Source organism: Kineococcus aridisoli, from assembly GCF_050871885.1.
Taxonomy (GTDB): Bacteria; Actinomycetota; Actinomycetes; order Actinomycetales; family Kineococcaceae; genus Kineococcus.
This window is the reverse complement of sequence record NZ_JBJLSF010000082.1, coordinates 1-22221: the sequence shown is the minus strand read 5'-3', so window position 1 is coordinate 22221 and position 22221 is coordinate 1. Positions and strand designations below refer to the sequence as shown.

The 22221-nt window shown below is 76.9% G+C and carries 11 protein-coding genes; 8 read left to right on the top strand and 3 right to left on the bottom strand.

Annotated features, from left to right (window positions below):
- Positions 1-85: 85 nt before the first annotated feature.
- The gene (locus ACRYM2_RS18405) at positions 86-2683 is read right to left on the bottom strand and encodes a cell wall-binding repeat-containing protein (protein WP_432523885.1); all 2598 of its coding nucleotides are present in this window, start codon (positions 2681-2683) and stop codon (positions 86-88) included.
- A gap of 588 nt (positions 2684-3271) precedes the next feature.
- Between ACRYM2_RS18405 and ACRYM2_RS18400 the strand changes: the two genes are divergently transcribed.
- The 6 genes from ACRYM2_RS18400 (at position 3272) to ACRYM2_RS18375 (ending at position 17010) form a co-directional block, all read left to right on the top strand.
- On the top strand, positions 3272-5545 hold the full coding sequence (locus ACRYM2_RS18400; RefSeq protein ID WP_432523884.1) for a putative bifunctional diguanylate cyclase/phosphodiesterase: 2274 nt from the start codon (positions 3272-3274) through the stop codon (positions 5543-5545).
- Positions 5546-5570: 25 nt separating this feature from the next.
- Positions 5571-7868, top strand: a complete 2298-nt coding sequence (locus ACRYM2_RS18395) for a putative bifunctional diguanylate cyclase/phosphodiesterase (protein WP_432523883.1) — start codon at positions 5571-5573, stop codon at positions 7866-7868.
- A gap of 91 nt (positions 7869-7959) precedes the next feature.
- Positions 7960-10137, top strand: a complete 2178-nt coding sequence (locus tag ACRYM2_RS18390) for a putative bifunctional diguanylate cyclase/phosphodiesterase (RefSeq protein WP_432523882.1) — start codon at positions 7960-7962, stop codon at positions 10135-10137.
- On the top strand, positions 10134-12323 hold the full coding sequence (locus tag ACRYM2_RS18385; RefSeq protein ID WP_432523881.1) for a putative bifunctional diguanylate cyclase/phosphodiesterase: 2190 nt from the start codon (positions 10134-10136) through the stop codon (positions 12321-12323). The genes ACRYM2_RS18390 and ACRYM2_RS18385 overlap by 4 nt, the downstream gene beginning before the upstream one ends.
- Positions 12320-14725 (top strand): diguanylate cyclase domain-containing protein, encoded by a 2406-nt coding sequence (locus tag ACRYM2_RS18380; protein ID WP_432523880.1) that lies wholly within the window; start codon positions 12320-12322, stop codon positions 14723-14725. Before ACRYM2_RS18385 ends, ACRYM2_RS18380 begins: the two co-directional genes overlap by 4 nt.
- Positions 14722-17010, top strand: coding sequence for a putative bifunctional diguanylate cyclase/phosphodiesterase (locus ACRYM2_RS18375; RefSeq protein ID WP_432523879.1), 2289 nt, complete (start codon positions 14722-14724; stop codon positions 17008-17010). The genes ACRYM2_RS18380 and ACRYM2_RS18375 overlap by 4 nt, the downstream gene beginning before the upstream one ends.
- Positions 17011-17052: 42 nt before the next feature.
- Here the strand turns inward: ACRYM2_RS18375 and ACRYM2_RS18370 are convergent, their stop codons facing one another.
- Together ACRYM2_RS18370 and ACRYM2_RS18365 are read right to left on the bottom strand one after the other, a co-directional pair.
- The gene (locus ACRYM2_RS18370) at positions 17053-17310 is read right to left on the bottom strand and encodes a hypothetical protein (RefSeq protein WP_432523878.1); all 258 of its coding nucleotides are present in this window, start codon (positions 17308-17310) and stop codon (positions 17053-17055) included.
- Between the two features lie 60 nt (positions 17311-17370).
- Positions 17371-18978, bottom strand: coding sequence for a methyl-accepting chemotaxis protein (locus tag ACRYM2_RS18365; RefSeq protein WP_432523877.1), 1608 nt, complete (start codon positions 18976-18978; stop codon positions 17371-17373).
- Between the two features lie 164 nt (positions 18979-19142).
- Here ACRYM2_RS18365 and ACRYM2_RS18360 point away from each other — a divergent pair, with 164 nt between their 5' ends.
- On the top strand, positions 19143-21260 hold the full coding sequence (locus ACRYM2_RS18360; RefSeq protein WP_432523876.1) for a SpoIIE family protein phosphatase: 2118 nt from the start codon (positions 19143-19145) through the stop codon (positions 21258-21260).
- A 128-nt stretch (positions 21261-21388) separates the two neighbouring features.
- Entirely contained in the window at positions 21389-22057 is a 669-nt protein-coding gene (locus ACRYM2_RS18355) for an NADPH-dependent F420 reductase (RefSeq protein WP_432523875.1), read from the top strand.
- The last annotated feature ends 164 nt before the right edge of the window (positions 22058-22221 follow it).

Below are 22221 nucleotides of genomic sequence, written 5' to 3'. Positions count from 1 at the left end.
CCCGCGCGGTGCGCGCGGGCCCCGTCTCTCAGCGGTGACTCCTCGTCAGGCGGTCGCCGTCGTGGCCGGCCGCCTCAGTGGATCGTCAGCTCTCGACGTCGATGACGACGTCCGCGCTGCCGCCGACGTTGAGAGCGTTGGTCGCCGCGTCGGCGAAGCCGGACTGGTCGGTGATCGTCGCCGGGATCTGCACGTCGGGGTTGGTCCCCGCCGCGCTGGTGACGATCGCGCCGGTCAGCGTGACGACCACAATCTGGTTCGCAGGCACCGAGGCGCCGTTGATCGTCTGAGCCGCACCGGCCTGCGCAGCGGTCGCGTTGGCGCCCGTGCCGTAGACGTTGATGTTGCCGATGCTGCCGTCAGCGTCACGCACCCGCAGGATCGCGGGGGTCCCCGACGCCGGCGCCGCCACCGGCTCGCTGAAGGCGAGAGTGATGACGTCACCAGTGTCCAGCGTGCCGCTCAGGCCGGCGCTCGTCGTGAGACGCACGTCGGTCAGCGTGGGAGCGGTCGTGTCGGCGGCGGCGGCGGCCGTGGTGCTGGTCACCACGGAGCCGACGACCGGGAAGGCCGACTCGTCGCCGTCCTGGACGGAGGTCACGAAGTACGCGTACGTCGTGCCCGCGGTCAGCCCGGTGTCGCTGTAGGTGTACGCCGGGGTGGCCGTCGAGTTGGTGTCGGTGACCGTGCCCACGCGGGTGTAGTTGGTCGCGTTGGGGGTCGGAGCAGAACCACCCGAGGGGACCGTCGCGCGGTAGACGTTGTAGCTGTCAGCCGCCACGTCCGCGAAGGTGACGTTGCGGGCCGTGTTGGCCGGGGTGCCGGCGACCACGGCCTGGGAGCCCGGCGCGGTGGGAGCCGCGTCGACCAGGTTGAAGGTGCTGGGCAGCGACGGGTCCGTAGCGATGGTGGCGTACACGGTGTCGTTGCGGCTGAGGGCCGCAGCGAAGACCGCCTGCGTCACCTGCGACGCGCCAACGAAGAAGGTGTCGTTGCTGTCGTAGGTGAACGTGGCCGGCGCGATGGCGGTCACACCGGTGCTGGCGGCGCGGGCAGCAGAGAAGGTGCTGGCCGTCTTGTTCACGGATGCGACAACGAGCGGGTTAGTCGCGTCTCCGTAGGTGCCCGCACCAGCGGCCGGCGCGGTCCAGGTGGCGGCGGGGCCGACACCGAAGGCCTCGGACGGGACGCCAGCGGCGCTGACGTCGAGCGCGTTGTTGCCGCTCGCCGAGTTGGCGAAGACGACCGGGACCACCGAGTCGGGGCCGTAGCTGTTGACCACGAAGGTCAGGGTGCCGTTGGCGCCGGTGTTGACGCTGTTGATGGCAGCAGTCGTGGTGCCGGAGACCGGGACGCCGTTCACCGAGGTGATGAAGGCGGTGGTCGCGCTGCCGGTGCGGGCGCCCTGGGCCTGGCCGGCCACGGCGCTGCCACCGCTCTGCGGAGCGGTGAAGGTGACGGAGCCGTTGGCACCGACCGTCGGGGCGCCGGTACCGGTCGCCGGGAACAGGTTGATGGCGACGGTGCTGTTGGCGGGCAGGCCGGTCACCGTGTAGGTGAGGGCGCCACGGGTCGACGTAGCGTCGGTCACACCGGAGACCGAAGCGACAGCCGTACCGCCACCAGCGACAGCGAAGCCCTGGTTGCTGGCGGAGGCGCCACCGGCAGTCTCGGCCGCGGTCACGACGGTCTCCGGGATGGCGGTGGCACCACCGGCGGCGAAGCCGGTGACCAGGGTGGCCTTGTTGGCGTCCAGGTACCCGGTCGCCGCGGCACCGAGCTGGGTGCCGTCGGTGGAGATGATCGGGAAGTTCTTCTGGGCCGACCACACCGACGCCGGGAGGGCGTCGACCGGGCGGAAGCCGTTGACGAGGGTCACACCGGTGCGCGAGAAGCCGAAGGCGGGGGTGTTTGCCACGTTGACCGCGGTCTGCTGGCGGGTGTCACCCTGGATGCGGGTGACGGTGGCGCCACCGGTGGTCAGGGCGGTCTCCACGTTCGTGGACACGGCCGAGGTGCCACCGAGGACGGTGACGTTCTTGATGCCGGTGCGCGAGAGGAAGGCGCTGACGGCCGGGTTGAGCGTCCCGGTCTCGGTCAGCAGGACCGGCACGCCCGCCTTGGCGGCGTAGGGCGCGATGGCCAGGGCGTCCGCGAAGTCGTCACCGCGGGCGACGAAGGCCGCGGTCGGCTTCGTGGTGGCGTTGTCGTACACGCGCTGCGCGATGTTGGCGGCCGTCGCGTAGCGGTCGGCGCCCTGGATGCGCTGCTTGGTGCCGGGCAGGCTGGCCTCGAGCGCGGTCGGGACGGCGGTGGTGCCGCCGACGATCCACGTCGTGGTCGGGTTCAGCGTGCGCAGCGCGTTGGCGGTGGCCGCCGGCACGCCGCTCGACTGCACGTAGAGGATCGGGATGGTGGTGCCCGCCAGCGAAGCCGCAGCGAGGGCGTCCACCGCGTTGTCGCCGTTGGCGACGATGACGTTGGCAGCGCCGTTCGGGGCGGTCGCCAGCGCGATGCTGGCGGCGGTCTCGAAGCGGTCGGCCGTGTTGGCGGGACGGGTGATGTCAAAGGTGGGCGCAGCCTGGGCCGGGACCGCGGCGAAGCCGAGGCCGGTCAGACCAACAAGAGCCGCAACGCCGGCCCCGATACCACGCCGGCGCAACCGGGAGGTTGCTGCGGTCACGATTGCCTCCAAGGCAGTGTGAAGTGATGTTCCCCCCCACGAGGGGCCGGCTCAGTGCGAGCCATGCCACCCTGCCGCTCCGCTACGCAGCGCAGTGGCTTGGTGACAGATCAGAACGTACACGAGAGTCACACCAGCACCACTGGCAGTAACGAAAGAACCTGAGGTCTTACGGCGTGTCGCAGTGCCCACACGGTCTGTGACCTGCGGTTTTGCCGTGCATCACTGATTGTTACAGTTTGGTAACGAGGCACCTCACTCGTCCCGCCTGCCCCACCTCACCCATCCGGCGTAGTCACATCGGATGGCGTCACCAGTCACGCACGGGCCGGGGGGTGGTGTGACTCGTGTGGGTGAGTCCCGAGGGGGCAGGCCGAGCGGTCCGTCGGGGCGGTCCGTTGCAGGCTGTGACGGGCGGGATCCCGCAACGGCTCCCTCCCGCAGGCACCGGTCCTGAAGGCCGCGCGGCGACCGGCGCGGGGACCGGCCAGGGAGGCGTGCAAGATCACGATCTGTCACCGCTGGCGGGGCGACGACCCCACGGGTGGCCGATCCAGGTGGCACCCCCGCGTCCCGATGCACTCCCCCGTGACGAACGTGCGGGTCCCCTGGCGGGCCGGGCTCAGCGGCCTCGTCCTCGCCTGCGCGGGGGCGGGTGCCGTGCTGGCGCACGCCCGGTGGGACTCGGCCGCGCACCCGACGGTCCTCGTGGGGCTGGGCTGGCTGCTGGTGACCGCCGTCGCCGCCCTGCTCGTGCGCGGCGCGGCGCGGGCGAGCCTGCTGCGCTACGCCGCCGGCGGCACCGCCTGGGGTGCGGCCACCGTGCTCGCCGGCGCCGCGCCCGGCGCGCGCGTCGGCCCGCTGCCCCTGGTGCACCTCGTGGCGGTCCTGGCGCTGCTGGGGATGGCGGTCGTCGTCGGCCGCCAGCTGCGGCACGCCCGCGCCGACCGCGACGAGCAGCCGCTGCTCGTCGACGCCCTCATGCTCGGCACCGTCATGGCCACCGTCGCCTGGGACGGCTACGCCCGCGCCGGGTACGGCGGCGACGCCTGGTGGGCGCTGACGACGGCGCTCGTCATCGCGGCCGGCTCGTTCGTGTCCGCCTCCGCCATCACCCTGGCCATCGAGCTGCCGCAGCTGCGGCGGCCCGGCGTCGGGATGGCGGTGTTCGGGCTGGGCACCCAGGTCGTGGCGATCACCGCGCCGCAGCGCCCGGCCGTGGCCGCCGTCGCGGCCGTCCTCGCCGCGCTGGGCGGCCTGGTGTGCATGGCCACCACCCCGCGCGGCGGGCTGGTCCGCCACGGCGGGGCGGCGGCCGAGCGGGCGGCGCGGCGCCTGGAGGTCGCCTCGCTGGTGCCGGGGCCGCTGCTGGTGCTCGACCTCGTGGTGTGCGCCCTGTGGCCGCGCGCCGACCCCGTGTGGTTCGTCCTCCTCATCGGCGTGCTCGCCGCGTTCGCCGTCCGGCACGCCGCCACCGCCCGCGCCGTGGACCGCACGACGGCGCGGCTGGTCTTCCAGGCCCACCACGACCCGCTGACCGGGCTGGCCAACCGCACCGCGCTGCGGGCCGCGCTCACCGAGCCGGACACCACGCAGTCGCTGGTGCTCTTCGAGGTCGCCGGGCTCGACGACATCGGCGACGTCCTCGGCGTCGCCGCGGGCGAGGAGGTCCTGCACGCGGCCGCGGCCAACCTGGCCCGCCAGGTGCAGCCGCTGGGCGGCACCCCGTTCCGGGTGCGCCACGACGAGGTCGCCGTGCTGCTGCCCGGCACCCCCGACGCCGTCGCCCGGCACGTGCCCGCGCTCGTGGCCGCGATCGGCGCGGCGCCGCTGCAGGTCGCCGGGGCCGGGCAGTTCCCGCTGGACGCCGTCGCCGGCATCGCGTGCGTGGAGGGGGTGCGCCCCGGGCAGGCCGGCCCCGCGGAGCGGGCGGTGGAGAGCGCGGACCCGGCGGCCGCGGACCCGATGGCGCCGCTGCTGCGGGCCGACCTCGCGCTGCGCGACGCCCGCGCCCACGGCGCGGGCGCCTTCTCCGTCTACTCCGGGCAGGTCGCCTCCGCGCACGCGCGCCGGCTGCTGCTGCGCGAGCGGCTGGCCGCGGCCATCGCCGCCGGCGAGGTCGACGTGCACTACCAGCCGATCGTGTCGTTCGCGACGGGCCGGGTGGAGAAGTTCGAGGCCCTCGCCCGCTGGGACGACCCGGAGCTGGGCCGCATCTCCCCGGTGGAGTTCATCGCCGTCGCCGAGGAGTCCAACCTCGTCGTCGCCCTCGGCGAGCACGTCCTGCGCCGGGCCGTGGCCACCGCCCGCGCGGCGGGCGTCTTCGCCGCCGGGGCGCGGCTGGCGGTCAACGTCTCCGTCGTGCAGCTGCAGGCGCCCGGCTTCGCCGACGCCGTGCGGGGCATCCTCGCCCGGCACGAGGTGCCCGCGCACCTGCTGACGCTGGAGCTGACCGAGTCCGTCTTCCTGGACACCGACTCCCCCGCCGAGCGGGTGGTCACCGAGCTGGCCCGCCTCGGCTGCCAGATCGCCATCGACGACTTCGGCACCGGCTACTCCGCCTTCGGCTACCTGGACCGGCTGCCGGTGCACGTGCTGAAGGTGGACCGCTCGCTGACGCAGTCGCTGACCGCCCGCGGCAACGGCCGCTCCGTGGTGACGGCCGTGGTGGACCTGGCCAACCGCCTGGGCCTGACCGTGGTCGTCGAGGGCGTGGAGACCCCCGAGGAGGCGGCGATCTGCCGCTCCATCTCCGCCGGGCTCGGGCAGGGCTGGCTGTACTCGGCGGCCGTCACCGCCGACCGCCTCGCCGACGAGCTGGAGCGCCAGTACCCCGCAGGTCACGACCAGGTCAAGTTCTAGAGGCCGCGCGCCGACACCTGAGAGCGTGTCCGCCCCCCTCTCCGTGACGCGTCCCAGCGCGGGCCGCCTCGCCGGGGGGGCGGGGCTGCTGGTGCTGGCCGTGGTGCTCGCGGCGCTGGCCACCGCCGGGACGCCGGCGCTGCCGCTGGTGAGCCGGGCGCTCGTCGTCGCCGGGGTCACGGCCGTCGCCGCGTGCGCGGCCGCGCTCGTGGCGCTGCGCCACGGCGGCAACTCCCCCGCCTACCTCGTCGTCGGCGTCGTCTGGGGCGTCGGCGCCGTCTGCGCCGGGCTGGCCGGCGAGGCGCGGCTGGGCCCCTTCCCGCTGGACCACCTCGCGCTGGCCGCCGGCGAGGCGGGTGCGGTGCTGGTCCTGCTGCGGCTGCTCGTGCGCGCCCGCGCCGGCAGCGACGACCCGCCGCTGCTCGTCGACGCCCTCATGCTCGCCAGCGCGCTCGCCACCGCGCTGTGGGACCTCTCCTCGCGCGCCGGCAACGCCGGGCCGCCCGGCTGGGCCGCCACGACCGTGCTCGTGCTGGTCGTCACCTCCGTGCTGTCCTGCTCGGCGATCGCGCTGGCCGTCGAGCAGCCGCGGTTGCGGGTGCCGGCCGTCGCGCTCGTCGTGCACGGCTGCGCGGTCGCGCTGTGCGCGCTCGTCGCCACCGAGCTGCCCGTGCTCGCGGCCCCCGCCGCGCTGCTCGCGCTCGCCGCCGGCACCTGCGGGCTGGTGCTGCTGCCCCGCGACGGCGTCGTGCGCCACGGCGGGGAGGCCGCCGAGCGCGCCGCCCGCCGCCTGGAGGTCGCCTCGCTCGTGCCGGGGCCGGTGCTGCTGGTCGACATCGTCGCGCTCGTGGTCTCCCCGCGCGCGGACCCCGTGCTCTTCGGGCTCTACCTCAGCGTGCTCGTCACCTTCACCGTCCGGCACGCGGCCACGGCCCGCTCCATCGACCGCACCACCGCCCGGCTGCGCTTCCAGGCGCTGCACGACAGCCTCACCGGCCTCGGCAACCGCACCGCCCTGGAGCGCGCGCTCACCCGCCCCGACCGCGCGCAGTCGCTGGTGCTCATGGAGCTCGTCGGGCTCGACGACGTCAACGACGTCCTCGGGGTCACCGTCGGCGACGCCCTCATCCGCGCCGCCGCGCAGGAGGTCACCGCCGTCGCCGACGGCCTCGGCGGGTCCGCCTACCGCACGAGCGGCGACGAGATCGCCGTCCTGCTGCCCGGCGACCCCGCCTGGTGCCTGCGGCACGCCGAGACCCTGGTGGCCGCCGTCGCCGCCGCCCCCGCCCGGGTGGAGGGCGCCGGCCGCTTCCCGCTGACGGCGACCGCCGGCATCGCCGCCTGCCCGCTGGAGCACGACGCGGGGCGCGGGGGCGGGCGCGGGCACGGGCACGGGGGCGGGCGCGACGTGCTGGAGCCGTTCGTCCACGCCGACATCGCGCTGCGCGACGCCCGGCACCTGGGCGCCGGCTCGACCTCGGTGTACTCGGGGACGGTGGCCGCCGAGCACGCCCGCCGCAGCGCGCTGCGCGAGCGGCTCGTGCACGCCGTGCGCGACGGCGACGTCGACGTCCACTTCCAGCCCGTGGTCTCCTTCACCACCGGCCGGGTGGAGAAGTTCGAGGCGCTGGCCCGCTGGGAGGACCCCGTCCTGGGGCGCATCCCCCCGGTGGAGTTCGTGGCCGTCGCCGAGGAGTCCAACCTCGTCGTCGCCCTCGGCGAGCACGTCCTGCGGACCGCGGTGCGCTGCGCGTACGAGGCGGGCGTCTTCAGCGTGGGCGTCGCGCTGGCCGTCAACGTCTCCGTCGTGCAGCTGCAGTCGCCCGGCTTCGCCGACATCGTCCGCGACGTGCTCGAGCAGCACCGGATCGCCCCGGACCTGCTGACGCTGGAGCTGACCGAGTCCGTCTTCCTCGACAGCGACTCCCCCGCCGAGCGCGTGGTCACCGAGCTGGCCGCGCTGGGCTGCCGCATCGCCATCGACGACTTCGGCACCGGCTACTCCGCCTTCGGCTACCTGGGGCGGCTGCCGGTGCACGTGCTGAAGATCGACCGCTCGCTGACCCGCTCCCTCACCGAGGACGTCAACGGCCAGTCCGTGGTCACCTGCGTCGTCGACCTCGCCACCCGCCTCGGGCTCACCGTCGTCGTCGAGGGCGTGGAGACGCGGGCGCAGGCCGACGTCTGCCGGTTCATCGGCGCCCCGCTCGGGCAGGGCTGGCTGTACTCGCCGGCGGTGCCGCGCGCCCTGCTGGGCGAGCAGCTGAGCAGGACCTACCCGGTCCCGCAGCGCACCGCCTCCCGGCACCACCCGGGGGACTGACACCCGCACGGCGGATCAGCCCCACCACCCGCGCGGCCGACAAACCCCTGGCGGAGGTCGCGAACAGCCCAACGAGGTCGAAGGAGTCGTCGTGGTCCTGCTCGACGTGCTGCGCTTCGGCGGCTTCGCCCTCGCCCTGGCCGTCCTGGTGCGCCGGGCCCGGCAGGCGGACGGCGAGCAGGCGGTGTGGCGCTGCCACACCGCGGCCGTGGGCGTCCTGCTCGCCGCCGCCACCGCGCTGGCCGTGCTGGGCGCGGCCGGCGTCCCGGCGCGCACCGCCGCCCTCGTGGTGAGCCCGTCCACGCTGCCCGCCTGCCTGCTCGTCTACCGGGGCCTGTCGCACTACAACCGCGTCCACTCGGCCACCCACCGCCCGGCCGACTGGGCCGTCGGGGCCGGCTGCGCGTTCGCCGTCGCCGCCGCCGGCAACGCGCTGCTGCAGGGCGGGTGGTTCCCGACGGCCTCGAGCGGGCTGGAGCTGCAGCTGCGGCTGCTCGTGGCCGGGTTCGTCGCCGTCGTGCTGGTCACGACGCTGCAGGTGGCGCGCTCCGCCGGCGCGCTGCGCGCCCCCACCCCCTGGGCGCTCGGCGCCTCGCTGGCGGTGCTGCTCGTCCTGCAGCTGCACGCCGCGCTGGTGCCCTACGGCACCCTCGTGCGCGTCGGAGCCGCCGCCGCGTGGGTGGCGCTGGCCCTGTCGCTGGCCTGGGCCTCCCGGCGGGGCGGGGTGCCGCGGCGCACCATCACCACCTCCCGGCTGACGACCACGACGACGGCGTTCGGGGCGCTGCTGGCGGCCGTCGCCGTCCTCGTGGCCACCACGCTGACCCCCGGCAGCGGGCAGCTGCGCTGGTCGGTGGTGTGGGCCGGCGCCGCCGTCGCGAGCCTGGGGCTGCGGCTGCACCGCCTCGTGCGCGAGCTCGTCGACCACGACCGGGTGCGCCGCGAGGCCACCACCGACGAGCTGACGGGGCTGGCCAACCGGCGCGCCTTCGCCGCCGGGCTGGAGGCCGCGACGGCGGCCGGCGGGCCGCTGGCCGTGCTGCTCGTCGACCTCGACCGCTTCAAGGAGGTCAACGACCGCCACGGGCACGCCACCGGTGACCGGCTGCTGCAGCACGTCGGGCGGGGCTTCACCGGCGTCCTGCCGGCGGGCGGGCTGCTGGCGCGCCTGGGCGGGGACGAGTTCGCCGTCCTGCTGCGCGGGGCGAGCGCCGCCGCCGCGGCCGACACCGCCGCCCGGCTCGTCGCCGTCGCCGTCGAGCACCCCCTCGACGGCGTGCACGCCGTCGCCTGCAGCATCGGCGTCGCCAGCACCGACGGCGCGGGCACCGACGGCGCGGGCACCGACGGCGAGGAGCTGCTGCGCCGCGCCGACGCGGCCATGTACGTGGCCAAGGGCCGCGGCGGCGGCGTCGCCCGCCACGACGCCGTCGCCGACCAGCGCCTGCGCCGGCGCGGCGACCTGTCCGAGCGCCTGCGGGCCGCCTTCAGCGGCCCCGGCGGCGCGGTGCGCGAGGAGTTCCGCGTCCACCACCAGCCGCAGGTCGACGTGCGCACCGGCGCGGTCACCGGCGTCGAGGCGCAGCTGCGCTGGGAGCACCCCGTGCTGGGGACGCTGAGCCCCGCCGAGTTCGTGCCGCTGGCCGCCCAGCGCGGTCTGCTGGGTCCCCTCACCGCCCACCTGCTGCGGGGCGCCACCACCGACCTCGCCGCGTGGCGGGCCGACGGGCACGAGCTGCGGCTGTCGTTCGCCGTCTCCGCCGACCAGCTGGGCGACCCCGCGCTGCTGGCGCTGCTCGACGACGTCGTCGACGCCGGCACCGACCCCTCCCGCCTGGCCGTCGGCATCGCCGAGGCCTGCCTGTCCGACGACCCCGAGCGGGCGCTGCTGACCTGCCACCAGATCACCGCCCGCGGCATCGGCCTGGTCATCGACGGCTTCGGCACCGGGGGCTCCTCGCTGGCCGACCTCGCCACCCTGCCCGCCACCGCGGTGAAGGTGGACCGCTCCTTCACCGCGCGGCTGCTGGCCGACCCGCGCACCGCCGCGATCGTCGCCGGCACCGTGGACCTGGCCCACCACCTGGGCCTGGAGGTCGTCGCCGACGGCGTCGCCGACACCGGCACGCTGCAGGCGCTGGCCGCCCTCGGCTGCGACGTCACCCAGGGCCCGCTGCACGCGCCCCCCGCGCCGGCCGCGGACGTGCGGGCGCTGCTGGCCGCCGCGCGCGCGGGCTCGCCGGCCCCGCGGAAGGCGCCGGTCGCGTGAGCGCGCTCGTCAGCCTCCTGTTCGTGCTGGCCCTCGGCACGTGCTGGTGGTCGCTGGTGCGGCGCGCCCGGCGCCACGACGGCGAGCGCACCGTCTGGCTCTCGCACGCCGCCGCCGTCGGGCTGCTCACCGTCGGCGCCGCGGGCGCGGCGCTCGTGCACGCGGCCGGCGCGCCGGTGCGGTGGGAGGTCGCGGCCGCCGGCGCGCCCGCCCTGGCCGCCGTCGGCTGCATGCTGCGCGGGCTCGTGCACTACGCGCGCGTGCACTCGGTCACCTCCGACCGCAGCGCCTGGCTGCTGGCGGTGAGCTGCGTGCTGGCGCTGGCCGCCGTGGGCGACCTCCTCGTGGAGCGGGGCGTCCTGCGCAGCCCGCTGAGCGCGCTGGAGCTGCAGTTCCGGCTGCTGATGGCCGGTGGCGTGGGCGTCGTGTGGGGGCTGCTGCTCGACGCCGGCCGGCGCGCGGGGCTGCTGCGCGCCGCCTCCACCCACCTGCTGCTGGTGGCCGCCGCCGGCGTCGTCTGCGCCCAGCTGGTGGCCGCGACCCGGGAGACGGACCCCTGCGTGCGGCTGCTGCTGGCCCTGAGCTGGATCGCGCTGGCCGCGGCGGTGGCGCGCGCCGCGCACCTGCCCGACCGCTCCACCGGGCTGATGGCCGTCTCGCCGCTGGCCGCGACGGTCACCGCCGTCGCCGCGCTGCTGGTGGCCGTGGCCGTCATCACCGTCGGCGGCCTGGACGCGCGCGGCGGGCTGGAGTGGTCCTCGGCGTGGGCGGTGCTCGCCGTGCTGGGCCTGAGCGGGCGCGTGGCCCACCTGGTGCGCGCCGTCAGCGGGCACGACCGGGCCCGTCACGAGGCCCGCACCGACGACCTCACCGGGCTGCCGAACCGCCGGGCGTTCAGCGCCGCGCTCGAGGCGGCCACCGCCGGCGGCCTGCCCGCGGCCCTCGTGCTCGCCGACCTCGACGGCTTCAAGGAGGTCAACGACCGCTTCGGCCACGAGACCGGGGACCGGTTGCTGCGCCACGTCTCCCAGCGCTTCCGCGCCGCGCTGCCCCCCGGCACCTTCACGGCCCGCCTGGGCGGTGACGAGTTCGCCATCCTGCTGACCGGCGGCGGCTGCCGGGACGCCGACGCCGTCGCCCGGCGCCTGGTGGAGGTCGCCGGGGAGGCCGAGCTGGACGGGGTGCGCACCGCCGGGTGCAGCGTCGGGGTCGCCGTGGCGCCCACCGGCGCGGACGGGGCGGCCGGTGCGCCGCTGCCCGGCCCGGAGCTGCTGCGCCGCGCCGACGCGGCCATGTACGTGGCCAAGGGCCGCGGCGGCGGGGTCGCCCTGCACGACGACGCCCTCGACCGCGAGCTGCGCGAGCGGGCCGCGCTCACCGACGACCTGCGCGCGGCGTTCGCCGACGCGTCCGGGCAGGGGGCCGGGCAGGGGCACGAGCAGTTCGTCGTGCACTACCAGCCGCAGGTGTCGGCCGCCGACGGCCGCGTCGTCGGCGTGGAGGCCCTCGTGCGCTGGCAGCACCCCTCCCGCGGGCTTGTGCCGCCGTTCCGCTTCCTCGACCTCGTCGAGCAGCAGCGGCTCATGCCGGCGCTGACCGCGCGCGTGCTCGCGCGGGCCGCCGCCGACCTCGCCCGCTGGCGCGCCGCCGGGCACGACCTGCGGCTGTCGTTCAACGTCTCCTCCAGCCAGCTGGCCGGCGACGCGCTGCTGGACCTGCTCGACGACGTCGTCGCGACCGGCACCGACCCCTCCCGCCTGGTGGTGGAGGTCACCGAGACGACCCTCGTGGGCGACCCCGACCGGGCGCTGGCGGTCTGCCAGGCGATCCGCGATCGCGGCTGCGAGCTGTCGATCGACGACTTCGGCACCGGCTACTCCTCGCTGGGCTACCTGTCCGACTTCCCCGCCACCGAGGTCAAGGTCGACCGCTCCTTCACCGCCCGGCTGCTCACCAGCCCCCGCACGGCGGCCGTCGTGGCCGGCACCGTCGGCCTGGCCCACCACCTGGGCATGCGCGTGGTCGCCGAGGGCGTGGAGGACGCGGCGACGCTGGCCGAGCTGCGGCGGCTGGGCTGCGACCTGACGCAGGGCTACCTGCACTCGCGGCCGGTGCCCGCCGGGGAGCTGCTGCGCTCGCTGGCCGCCTCAACCCCGTCGGCGCCCGCGCCGATCCCTTCCAGGTGAGCGGCCGCAGCGCGCAGCGGGCCAGCGCCGGCGCGCTGGCCCGCAGCCTCGCGTTCGCGACCGCGTTCGCGGCGGCGGTGCTCCTGGGCCGCCTCACCGCCGCCGAGGGCTCCGGCCTCAGCCTGGTGTGGCCCGCGGCCGGTGTCGCCACCGCCTGGTTCTGCGTGCAGCGCGGGGCGGGGACCCGGCGCCTGGACACCGCCCTGCTCGCCGGCGCCACGTTCTCGATCAACACCGCGACCGGTGCGGGCCCCGCCCTGGCCGCGGGCCTGGTGCTCAGCAACCTCGCCCCGGCGCTGGTGTTCACCGCGCTGCGCGACCGGTGGTTCCCGGCCGCCCCCGGGCCGGTCTCCAACGGCCAGTTCGCCCTGCTGCTCGCGGCGGCCGGCGCCGCCGCCGGCGCCTCGGTGGCCGTCGGGGCCGGCGTCCTGGCCGTCCTCGGCGAGGACCTCGTCCCCGCGGTGCTCGCCGTCTGGTGGGTGCGCAACGCGGCGGGGATCGTCCTCGTCGCCCCCGTCGTCCTGCGCCTGGTGCACGCGGTGCGCTGGCGGCGCGACCGGCACCGGCCTGCGGCCGCCGAGGGGTCCGAGGGGCCCGAGGGGCCCGAGCCGGTCGGCGCCGGCCGGCGTCCCGCCGAGCTCGGCGCCGCGCTGCTGGCCTCCCTGGCGGCGTACCTGCTGGTGTTCCGCTTCACCGACGGCCTGCCGCTGTCGTTCCTGCCGATGGCGATCACCGTCTGGGCGGCGCTGCGCTTCCCGACAGGGGTGGTGCTGCTGACCGACCTCGTCGTCGCCGCCGTGACCGTCGTGGCCACCCTGCGCGGCCACGGGCCGTTCGCCGCGATCGCCGACGAGACCGTCCGCGCCCTCGTGGTGCAGGTCTACGCGGTCTTCCTCGCCGTGCTGGGCACCGCCCTGGCCACCGGCCGCGACGAGGCCGCCCGGTTGCGCCGCGAGGCCGAGCGGCGCGGGCGCCTGACCGACGCCGTCCTCGCCAGCGTCGGCACCGGCATCGTCGTCGCCGACGCGCAGGGGCGGCTGGTGATGTTCAACGACACCGCCCGCCGCTGGCACGGCCTGGACGCCGACGCGGACGTGGACCCCCGCCGGCACGCCGGCACCTACGACCTGTTCGCCGCCGACGGCACCACTGCGCTGCCCGACGAGGCGGTCCCGCTGCGCCGGGCGCTGGCCGAGGGCAGCGTCACCGGCGTCGAGATGGTCATCGCCCCGGCGGGGCTGCCCGCGGTGCCCGTGCTGTGCAGCGGGCGCACGATGACCGACTCCGCGGGCCGGCTGCTCGGCGCGGTCGTCTCGATGAGCGACCTCAGCGGGGTGCGCTCGCGCGAGCGGGCCCTGGCCGAGGCCAACGACCGCCTGGCCGCGCGCTCGGCGCAGGTGGAGCGGCTGGCGGCGGCCTCGCGCGCCGTGCTCACCGCCGAGGACCCGCGCCGGGCGGTCTGCGAGGCCGCGCTGGGGATCGCCCGCGCGCACGCCGCGTACCTGCTGCAGCCCGGCGCCGCGGGCCGGCTGGTGTCCACCGCGAGCGTCGGGCTGCCCGAGGGCGTCGTCCTCGACATCGCCCTGCACGGCGGTACGGCCCTCGTGCCGGGCACGTACCTGCGCGGCGAGCCGGTGTTCGTGGCCGACGTCCCGCGGCACCCGCGGGCCGACCCCGCCCTCGTCGAGCTGTGCGGCACGGTGTCCGGCGCGTGGCAGCCCGTGCTGGACGCCGCCGGGCACGTCATCGGCGTGCTGGGCATCGTCTGGCGCGAGCGGGTCGCCGCGCTGGACCCGACGACGGCCGCCCTGCTCACCGGCCTGGCGGCCGAGGCCGCGCACGCCTTCACCCGCGCCGACCTGCTCGCGCAGCTGGCCGCCGCCGCCGACCACGACGCCCTGACGGGGCTGGCCAACCGCCGCGGCTGGGACGAGGTGGCCCGCCTGGGGATCGCGCACGCCACCCGCGACCGCACCCCGCTGACGTTCGCGCTGCTCGACCTGGACCGCTTCAAGGAGTACAACGACACCCGCGGGCACCTGGCCGGCGACCAGCTGCTGCGCGAGTTCGCGGCCGGTGCCGCGACGCACCTGCGGGAGGTGGACACCCTCGCCCGCTGGGGCGGGGAGGAGTTCGCGCTGCTGCTGCCCGGCTGCGACGCGCAGGACGCCCTCGCCGTCGTGGACCGCGTGCGCGGCGCCGTGCCCGACGGGCAGACCTGCACGGCCGGCGTCTGCCAGTGGCAGCCGGGCGCCGGCGCCGACGAGGTGATGGCCGCGGCCGACGCGGCGCTGTACCGGGGCAAGCAGGCCGGGCGCGACACCACCGTCGTCGCGGAACCCGGGGCGGTGCACGCGGTGGGCCACCCGGCGGGGCACGGCGCCGCCGTGCTGGAGCGGTGAGCGCGCGTCCGCAGCGGTGGCGCGCCGCCTGGTGGCTGTTCCTGGCCGCCGGGTCCGCCGCCGCTCTCGCCACCCCGCTGGTCACCTCGCCGTCGGCGCGCTCCGGCCTGCACCTCGCCGTCGCCCTCGCCACCCCGCTGGTGCTGGTGGCCGGGATCCGCCTGCACCGCCCGGGCCGGCGCACGCCGTGGCTGCTCGTCGCCGCCGGGCAGCTGTGCCGGGCGCTGGGCGACCTGCTGCACGGCGGGCCCGGCCTGCCCGCCGGCCCCGCACCGCTGCCGTGGCTGGCCGACGCCGCGCACCTGGCCGCGGTCCCGCTGCTGGCGGCGGGCCTGGTCTCCTTCACCCGCGGGCGGCGCACGAGCGCCACGGGGCGCCTGGAGGTCGCCATCACGGTGGTCTCCCTGGCGCTGCCGCTGTGGATGCACCTGGTGCACCCCGCCCTCGGCGGCGCGGCGGGCCCGGCCGCGGCGCGCCTGCGCGAGCTCGGCGACCCGCTGGGCGACCTGCTGCTCATCGCGCTGCTGGTGCGGCTGACCTCGACGGCGGGGCTGCGCTCACCGGCCGTGCGGCTGCTGGCGGTGGGCACCGCGCTGCTGCCCGTCGCCGACCTGCTGCCCGCGCCGGCCGGGGGCGCGGGCGCGCCGGGCGGCCTGGGCGCGGCGCTCGGGCTGGCGGCCTCCCTGTGCTGGGGCGCGGCCGGTCTGCACCCGGCCATGCGCCCCCTGGCCGACGGCGAGGAGAGCGCCGCGCCCGCCTCCCCGGGGCGGCCGGGGCTGTTCGTGGTGACCGGCGTCATCCCCGCGCTGATGCTCTTCCCGGAGGTCGTGCGGCCGCACCCGGCGCACCTGTGGGCCGTGGCCGCCGCGAACGTGGCCGTCACCGCGCTGGGCATCACCCGCATGCAGTTCGCGATGCGCGACGCCGTGGAGGCGGCGCGGGCCCGCGAGCGGGTGCGGGCCGAGGCCGCGCACCAGGCGGTGCACGACGCCCTCACGGGCCTGCCCAACCGCGCCGGCGTGCTGCAGCTGCTGCACGCGCGCCTGGACCTGGCCGAGCGCCGCCGCCGCCCCCTGGGCCTGCTCGTGGTGGACGTCGACCACCTGGCGCGCATCAACGACGAGCACGGCGAGCTGGCCGGCGACGAGGCGCTGGCGTCGGTGGCGCGGGAGCTGGCCGCGGCCGTCGGCGACGGCGACGTCGTCGGCCGGCTGGGCGGCGACGAGTTCGCCGTCGTCGTCGAGGACGTCGCCGGCGAGGACGCGCTGCCGGCCGTGGCCGAGCGCCTCACCCGGCTGCCGCTGCACGTGCCCTCGCACGGGCACCTGCTGGAGATCACGTGCAGCGTCGGCGTCGCCGTGCGCTCGGGCGGGCGCGCGGTGGACGCCGAGGTCCTGCTGCACGAGGCCGTCACGGCGGCCGCGCGCGCCAAGGGCTGCGGCGGCGCCCGCTCGTGGGTCTTCGACGACGACCTGCGCGCCGAGCTCGAGGAGCAGGCCGAGGTGGAGGCCGCCGTGCGCGCCGGTCTGGGCGCCGGGGAGTTCCTGCTGCACTACCAGCCGGTCGTCGACGTCGCGACGCGGCGGCTGCGGGGGCTGGAGGCGCTGGTGCGCTGGGACCGCCCCGGCCACGGCCTGGTCCGCCCGGACCTGTTCGTCCCCGTCACCGAGCGCAGCGACCTCGTGTGCGAGCTGGGGCGCTGGGTGCTCGGGGAGGCCACCCGCCAGCTGGCGGCCTGGCGCGCCGAGGGCACCGTGGACGCGGACGTGCACGTGGCCGTCAACCTCTCCGGGCGCCACCTGGCCCGGCGGGGCGTGCTCGACGACGTCGCGCAGGCGCTGGCGGCGGCGGACCTGCCCGCGCACGCCCTCGTCCTGGAGGCCACCGAGACGGTGCTCATGGAGCACGAGGACGTCCTGGACACCATGCGCCGCCTGCGCGCGAGCGGGGTCGGGCTGAGCCTGGACGACTTCGGCACCGGCTACACCTCCCTCGAGCAGCTGCGCACCCTGCCGCTGGACACGCTGAAGGTGGACCGCGGCTTCCTCGTCTCGGGCACCGCCGCCGACCGGGCCCTCGTCGGGCTGCTGGTGCACTGCGCCCACGTCTTCGGCCTGCAGGTGGTGGCCGAGGGCGTCGAGCGGGAGGAGCACCTGGCGCTGCTGCGGGAGGTGGGCTGCGACCTGGCGCAGGGCTACCTGCTGTCGCGGCCGGTGCCGGCGGACGCGGTGGCGCGGGCCGTGCGGGAGGCCACGGCCGACCTGGGCGCGCTCGGGGAGGCGTGAGCCGCGCGCGGGGAGGCGCCGGGAGCGCGGGGAGCCCGCGGGCTAGGAGCCCGCGGGCTGGCGCACGAGCCGGGCGAGGCGCTCGCGCAGGAAGGTCTGCAGGTTGGCCCCGAGCGGCTCGCCGGCCTGGGCCTTCTCGGGGGCGTCGAGCCCGCGCTCGCGCGGGGAGATCACCGGCCCGTCGCGCCGCAGGGACTCCAGCAGGCGCCGGGAGTAGCTGCCCGTGATCAGGCAGTACCAGGCTTCGTCGCGCATCTCGGCGTCGAGGCCGTCCAGCCACTCGTCGTAGGAGGCGATCACGACGTCAGTGTGCACCCCGCGCGTTCACGGGGACGACACCCCGCAGCTGTCCCGGTGTCACTAGTGACGGAACGTACCAACGAGATCACGCAGACGGGTGGCGGCCTGCTCGACGTCCGCCGCGGTCCGCGCGGTGGACGTCGCGCTCGCGGTCGTCCGCTCGGCCGCGGAGGCGATGCCGCTGACGGCGCCGGCGATCTCCTGGGACCCGCCGGAGACCTCCCCGACGTTGCGCACCATCTCCGCCGTCGTGGCCGACTGCTCCTCCACCGCGGCCGAGATGGTGGCCTGCAGGCCGTCGATGCGGGAGATGATCTCGTCGATCTCGTCGATGGCGCCGGTGGCGGCCGCCGCGTCCTGCTGGGTGGCCGCCACCTTGCGGGTGATCTCGTCGGTGGCGCGGGCGGTCTGCGCGGACAGCTCCTTGACCTCCCCGGCGACGACGGCGAAGCCCTTGCCGGCCTCCCCCGCCCGGGCGGCCTCGATCGTGGCGTTGAGGGCCAGCAGGTTGGTCTGCTCGGCGATGGAGGTGATGAGGCTGACGACGTCGCCGATCTCGCGGCTGGAGGCGGACAGGCGGTCCAGCGTCTCCCCCGCCGCGCGGGCGCGCTCGACCGCCGCGGCGGCCGTCGCGGAGGCGTCCACGGTGGAGGTGGCGATCTCGCGGATGGCCGCGCTCATCTCGTCGCCGGCCGCCGCGACCGTCGCGATGCTCGTGGAGATCTCCTCCGTCGCCGCGGCCACCCCGCGCGCCTGGCCGCTGGCCTCCTCGGCGCCCCGGGACAGCGCCCCCGACACCGCGGTCAGCTCCGACGCGGAGCCGGCCAGGGCCAGCGCGCTGGCCGACATCTCCGCCACGACGCCCTGGAAGCGCCCGGTGGAGCGGTCCAGGGCCTGCGCCGTCACCGCGATCTCGTCGCGCCCGCCCATGCCGGCCCGCGCGGTCAGGTCGCCGTCGGCGACGTGGCCGAGGACGGCCACCAGCCGCCGCAGCGGGCGCACCACGCTGAGGACCACGGCGATGCCGACCCCGGCCGCCACGACGAGCGCGCCCAGCAGCAGCGAGACGACGAGCACCTGCCCGCGGTCGGCGGTGGCCGTGAAGGACGTGCCGGCGGCCAGCGCCGAGCCCGCCCGCTCCGTCTCGTCCGCCAGGAGGGTCTCGAAGGTCTTGCGCGCGTCCCGGTTGGCGCCGAAGGAGGCCTCCAGGGCCGCGGCGCGGTCGGTGCCGGCGAGGGCGAACTCGGCCTCGAGCGCGTCGAACCACGCGTCGACCTGCTGCTGGACGTCCTCGACGAGCGCCCGCTCGGCCGCCGTGGCGGCCGCACCGCGCGCCTGCTCCAGCGCCGCGTCGAAGGTCTCCTCGCGGCCCAGCGCCTCCGCGGAGAACTCCGCGTCGCCGGTGAGGAAGTAGCCGCGCTCGTCGGTGGCCGCCGCCTTGGCCGCCAGCGCCGCCTGCTGCAGGCCGGTGATGTAGGGCACGGCGCGCCCGACCTCCCGCTGGCGCTGCTCCCGCAGGTCGTGCACCACCAGCAGCGCCACCAGCCCCACGCACAGCGCCGCGGCGAGCGCCACGGCGGTGGCCGCGGTCAGCCGGGTGCCCACCTTCAGGCCGGCGAACCAGCGCGCCAGCGGGTTGAGCGGAGGGGCGGTGACGGGGCTGCTCACGGGGGACTGCTCCAGGGGGGCGAGGGGTGCGTGCCCGCTCCGATCGGCACCCCGCGCGCCGCGCCGCAGCCCGCCGGCGGCACGTTCACCGGACGTTCACCCGCGTGGCGGACCGGCCGGGGTCTCGGGTGCGACCCGTCCACGGCCGGTCTAGAGTCGATCCGATGGACGGGATGAAGGCCGCCTTCGCCGGCGACACCGTCGCGGACCCGCTGCCCCGCGTGATGCAGGGGCAGCCGGGGGCCGTGCTGCTGGTGCAGGTCTCCGACGGCACCGTCCTGTTCGCCAACCCGCTGGCCGAGCAGCTGGCCCCGGGCGTGCGGCTGCCGTGCCCCGTGGACGAGTGGTCGCGCTCGGCGGGGTTGCAGGCCGCCGACGGCTCGGACCTGTCCGACCCGCGCTCCGGCATGCCGGCCCCGCCGCTGTCGCGCATCGCGCACGGCGAGCCCGTGCACGGCGAGCGCGTCACCGCCGCCCGCAGCTCCGACATCTCCGAGGTCCGCGAGGACCTGTGGGTCATCGGCCTGCCCCTGAACGACGCCCGCGTGGACGAGCTGGCCGGCCTGGCGCTGGTGGTGCTGCTGCCGCTGCGCGAGGAGCAGCTGGTCCGCGACGCGCAGGAGTCCGCCGAGCAGCTGCACAGCCGCGCGGTGCTGGCCAGCGACCTCGCCTTCACCATCTCCGACCCGCACCAGCCGGACAACCCGCTGGTGTGGGTCAACCCCGCCTTCGAGAAGGTCACCGGCTACGGCCAGGACGTCCTCGGGCAGAACTGCCGCTTCCTGCAGGGCCCGGACACCGACCGCGAGGCCGTGCGGCGCATCCGCCGCGCGCTCGAGGCCGGCGAGACGGTCACCGAGCTGCTGCTGAACTACCGCAAGGACGGGACGGCCTTCTGGAACGAGGTCGTCATCTCCCCGATCCACGACTCCGCCGGCCGCCTGACCCACTTCGTGGGCGTGCAGTCCGACGTGACGATGCGCGTGCAGGCCGAGCGCGAGCGGGACGCGGCGCTCGCGGTGGCCCGCGACGCCAAGCGGCGCCTGGAGTTCCTGTCCTCGGTGACCGACGAGCTGTCGGAGGTGCTGGACCCGGAGGCCGCGCAGGACCTGCTGCCCTCGCTGGTGGTCCCCTCCTTCGCCGAGTGGGCGTTCGCCACCACGCTCGACCCCGGCGGGCGCACCCGCCAGATCCGCGCCTCGCACGCCGACCCCCGCCGCGCCGCGGACGCCGCGCGCTTCCAGGAGCTGACCAGCGGCCTCGGCGAGGGCTCCATCTCGATGCAGGTGCTGCGCGGCGCCCTCGGCCCCACGCTGATCACCGTCGAGGACGCCCACGTCGACGCCAACACCAGCGCCGAGACCGCCCGGGTGCTGCGCCGCCTGGGCCTGGGCAGCGCGATCGTGGTGCCGCTGCGCGCCCGCGGGCAGATCACCGGCTCGCTGACCCTGCTCTCGGGCCCGGACCGGCCCCCCTTCACCCCCGACGACCTGCAGACCGCCGCCGACCTCGGTGCCCGCGCCGGGGTGGCCCTGGAGAACGCGCGCCTGTACGCGCAGCAGCGCAGGTCCTCGGAGACGCTGCAGCGCAGCATGCTGACCCCGCCGACGCAGGCGCCGGGGCTGGCCGTGGCCACCCGCTACCGCCCGGCCGCCGAGGCCGCCCAGGTCGGCGGCGACTGGTACGACGCCTTCACCCAGCCCGACGGCTCCACCGTCGTCGTCATCGGCGACGTCATGGGCCACGACGTCTCGGCGGCCGCCGCGATGGGGCAGCTGCGCACGCTCGTGCGGGGGCTGGCCTACGACCGCGCCGCCCAGCCCGACGAGGTCCTGCACCGCCTGGACTCCCTGCTGGAGGGGCTGGGCATCACGACGCTGGCGACGGCCGTGGTGCTGCAGCTGGAGGCCGGCGCCACCGACGGCCGGCGGGGCATCCGCTGGTGCACCGCCGGTCACCTGCCCCCGGTGGTCGCCGAACCCGACGGCACCGTCTACATGCTCGGCGGCGACGGCATCGTGCTCGGCCTGGGAGCGGGCCAGGTGCGCCTGCAGCAGCGCGCGGAGCTGCCGGTGGGCTCGACGCTGCTGCTGTACACCGACGGCCTGGTGGAGCGGCGCGACCGCCCCATGGAAGACCGCCTCGCCGAGCTGTGCGAGGTCGTCGCCGCGCTCGACGGCACCTCCACCGAGCAGCTGTGCGACGAGCTGCTGGAGCGAATGCTGCCGGAGGGCAGCGACGACGACGTGGCGATCGTCGCCGTGCGCATCGGGGACGCCTGAGCGCACCGGGGACGCCTGAGCGCACCGCGGCCCCCGCGCGGGGTCCCGGGGGCGGGGTTAGCGTCGGCGGGTGCCCACCACCGTCGACGCCCGCGCCCACACCGCCGCGCCGGCCTGAGGAGGACCTCGTGAACATCGGCATCATCGGCGCCGGAAACATCGGCGGGAACCTCACGCGCGCCCTCACCGCGACCGGCCACCAGGTGCGGGTGGCGAACTCGCGCGGGCCGCAGACCCTGGCCGACCTCGCGCAGGAGACCGGCGCCAGCGCCGTGCCGGCCGGCCAGGCCGCGCTGGGCGCGGACCTCGTCGTCGTCACCGTCCCGCTGAAGAGCGTGCCCGCGCTGGGGCCGGCGGTGCTGGACGTGCTGCCCGACGGCGGCGTCGTGGTGGACACCGGGAACTACTACCCCCAGCGCGACGGGCGGATCGAGGAGATCGAGGCGGGGATGCCGGAGACGGTCTGGACCGCCCGCACGCTCGACCCCGCGGGCCGGCTGCGCTGGGTGAAGGCCTTCAACGGCATCCGGGCCGAGCACCTGGTCACGGCGGCCCGCCGGCCGGGCGACCCGGAGCGGCGGGCGCTGCCCGTCGCGGCCGACGACGCCGAGGCCCGCGCGCTCGTCACCGGTCTCGTCGAGCAGCTGGGCTTCGACGTCGTGGACGCCGGCCCCCTGGCCGAGTCGTGGCGCCAGCAGCCGGGCACCCCGGTCTACGGCGCCGAGGCGGGTGCCGAGGGCATCCGCGAGGCGCTGGCCGCGGCCACCCCCGAGCACTCGCAGCGGTTCCGCGCCTGACCTGCGCCCGCCGCCCGCCGCCCGCCGCCCGCCGCCCGCCGCCCGCCGCCCGCCGCGGGGGGGGGGGGGGGGGGGGGGGGGGGGGGGGGGGGGGGGGGGGGGGGGGGGGGGGGGGGGGGGGGGGGGGGGGGGGGGGGGGGGGGGGGGGGGGGGGGGGCGCCGGG